The sequence below is a fragment of the Marinifilum sp. D714 genome (genome assembly GCF_030851345.1).
Classification (GTDB): Bacteria; Bacteroidota; Bacteroidia; order Bacteroidales; family Marinifilaceae; genus Marinifilum.
Genome location: NZ_JALPNU010000052.1, coordinates 1 through 2,370 on the forward strand (window position 1 = coordinate 1; position 2,370 = coordinate 2,370).

2 protein-coding genes are annotated in these 2,370 nt (G+C 37.1%); both read right to left on the reverse strand.

Annotated elements, in window-relative coordinates:
* Window positions 1–246 precede the first annotated feature (246 nt).
* Window positions 247–1,158, reverse strand: coding sequence for a hypothetical protein (locus M0051_RS19475; protein ID WP_306743241.1), 912 nt, complete (start codon window positions 1,156–1,158; stop codon window positions 247–249).
* Window positions 1,159–1,368: 210 nt separating this feature from the next.
* Window positions 1,369–1,614 (reverse strand): hypothetical protein, encoded by a 246-nt coding sequence (locus M0051_RS19480; RefSeq protein WP_306743242.1) that lies wholly within the window; start codon window positions 1,612–1,614, stop codon window positions 1,369–1,371.
* Window positions 1,615–2,370 lie beyond the last annotated feature (756 nt).

Genomic DNA, 2,370 nt, shown 5'->3' on the forward strand with positions numbered 1-2,370 from the left:
GATCTTAAATCAGTTTTTAACTATATTTGAAGAAAGGGTCAGACTAAACATCTAACCCTCTAAATTTCATTTACACACTTTGTGGGACAGTGTCCCAGGTAATGGCAAATCAAAATCATTGTAAGTGAAAATAATTTTATGCTATTTATCATTACCAAAACCTTACTTTTATTGATTGAAAAAACAAAAGCCCTCAATCGCTTGAGGGCCTTCCTACTCACAATTCAATGGTATGATACATATTTTTTAAGCCATTACGGGCTTGCTTGTTTCAACAGGTTCCAGTTTAACATCCAGCTGTAAGGTATGTTCTGGTAAAATCACTACTTGTATCACATGATCCAGGTATCCTTTCTTGCTAAAACGCAATTCGTGTTCGCCAGCACTTAAAGTTTGAATGTAAAAACCACCCTGTTTGCCACGGTGGGTAATTGCTTTCTTGCCATCAATGGAAATCCTTACATTACGTATGGATTCACCCGTTTTGGCGTTGGAAAACATTCCCTGTAGAGCTCTTTGTCTGCTCGAAGGATTGTCCTTGGTCATGATCACCAAAAACTCCTCAAACAAATCAGGATCACTTTCAGCATAAACGCTACGCATGTACAGTACCAAGCCTCTATTCACCAGTAGATTGTATCTATCCAGTAGTTTATAAATCTGATTGGTAATTTCGGCATGCCCTACTCTAAAGTCTTTGGGAGCACTTATCACATCAGAAAAATTCGTAATACTCGTTTCCAAAGCACTTTTCAAATCCTCATCTACCTTGGCAGCTGCTGCCTGCGTAGGATTATTAACAACAATAGAGAGTAAACTATCAGCACGAATTAAAGCCTCTTCTTCCTTGCAATTATGCAATTGGTGTTCAAAGCATCCTTCGATATTCGAAAATATTTCAAACTCATGAAGCGTTCCGTAACTAATAAGTCGATCGTTCACTTTGGCACAATTTCCTACCATAATATCAAACAATTTGTTTTTATTAATGGTATCGGCTTTACTATTAAGGGCTTGTTTGGGAACCAGCACTGCCAATTCCGCATTCACTTCCCTTATGGGTGCCATCAAATCATTATAATTTGTATCCTCCTGAAATTTCGTTTGATATTTTACATCAAACGCACACAGATCTTGCAATTGTCTGTGTAAAATCATCTGTTGGGATTTCATACAAAATACATTAATGAATGAAAATTCTTATAGATATATAACCCTAAGCGAGTTACCCGAGAGAGATTGAAGTACCATACCCATTCAATTGCAAAAACACTTATAACACTGATATTCAGATCAATTAAATACCCATAGGCATTGCAATTTTATCCTTTTAGCATCAATTTTCATTTCGTCATGTGCATTCTTTATTCAATCATTTACCATTTCTGTTTCAGCACTTACACTTTTGCTTTGATCACTTACACCTTTTGCTTCAACACTTACGCTTTCTGTTGCGACACTTGCACTTTTTATACTGGCACTTACACTTTCTATTTGCCCTCTTACCCTTTTTGTTTCAACACTTACGCTTTCTATCAGCTCACTTCCCATTTTCATTCTGCCACAAACAACTTCCACTCCCATAGCATCCATTTCCAGATTCTTCCTGTTCATCTCTCCAATGCACCAACAAAGTACTTTTCTGTCCCGATCCTATAACGAAACTTTAGCAGACCTTTTTCAAGCTACACGAATCAAAACAGCAGGCCAACAATCGTTTACCAACTCCTCATATACTCTTTTGTTTAATTAAACTTAAACATTATTTTTCAATCCATTACAATAACCCCCTTGTTTATTGACGAAAAATTTCAACAATTCACCTTCAAATATTAATGTTCAATTTTCACCTCCGCCTTATTAAATTTAAAATAGCTTTTGGTTGAATAAAAAGACTACAATGAAATGATTTATTGACATTTACCCTTCAGGTAAAATAAGACGAAACAATTCTTTTTTGCACCCCTCTGGCTGTCGCCATCTCCCCTGAAAAGGGAGAATTTAAAAATTAAACGATTGCGTATCTAATTTTAAGTCGAATTATATCAGGGAAATAATTGTGTATAAAGATTAGCTCCTTTAGGAGAGAATGTTATGCAAAGAATATGAAGGCGTAGGATATTTGTGATTATAGAATCCACTACCCCAGGGCAGCAGTCGCTTGCTCCCTTACCCTGGGTCATATGATATTTGCCCTTCAGGCAAAATAAGATTAAAACAACTCTGTAATACACATCGATCGGGAGTCGCCAATCGGACGCGAGTCGGGACAAACCGTTGCTATGGAAAGGCGAGCAGTATCCGATTGGCTTGACTTTTTTGTTTCGTTTTTGGGTCAAGCCAAAAATGAAAAGCCCATCCGGCTTGAGG

What these genes read in the sequence shown, in the direction of transcription:
- M0051_RS19475 (WP_306743241.1), bottom strand. Translation starts at nt 1,158, where the DNA reads ATGATTTTACACAGACAATTGCAAGATCTGTGTGCGTTTGATGTAAAA.
- M0051_RS19480 (WP_306743242.1), bottom strand. Translation starts at nt 1,614, where the DNA reads ATGAACAGGAAGAATCTGGAAATGGATGCTATGGGAGTGGAAGTTGTT.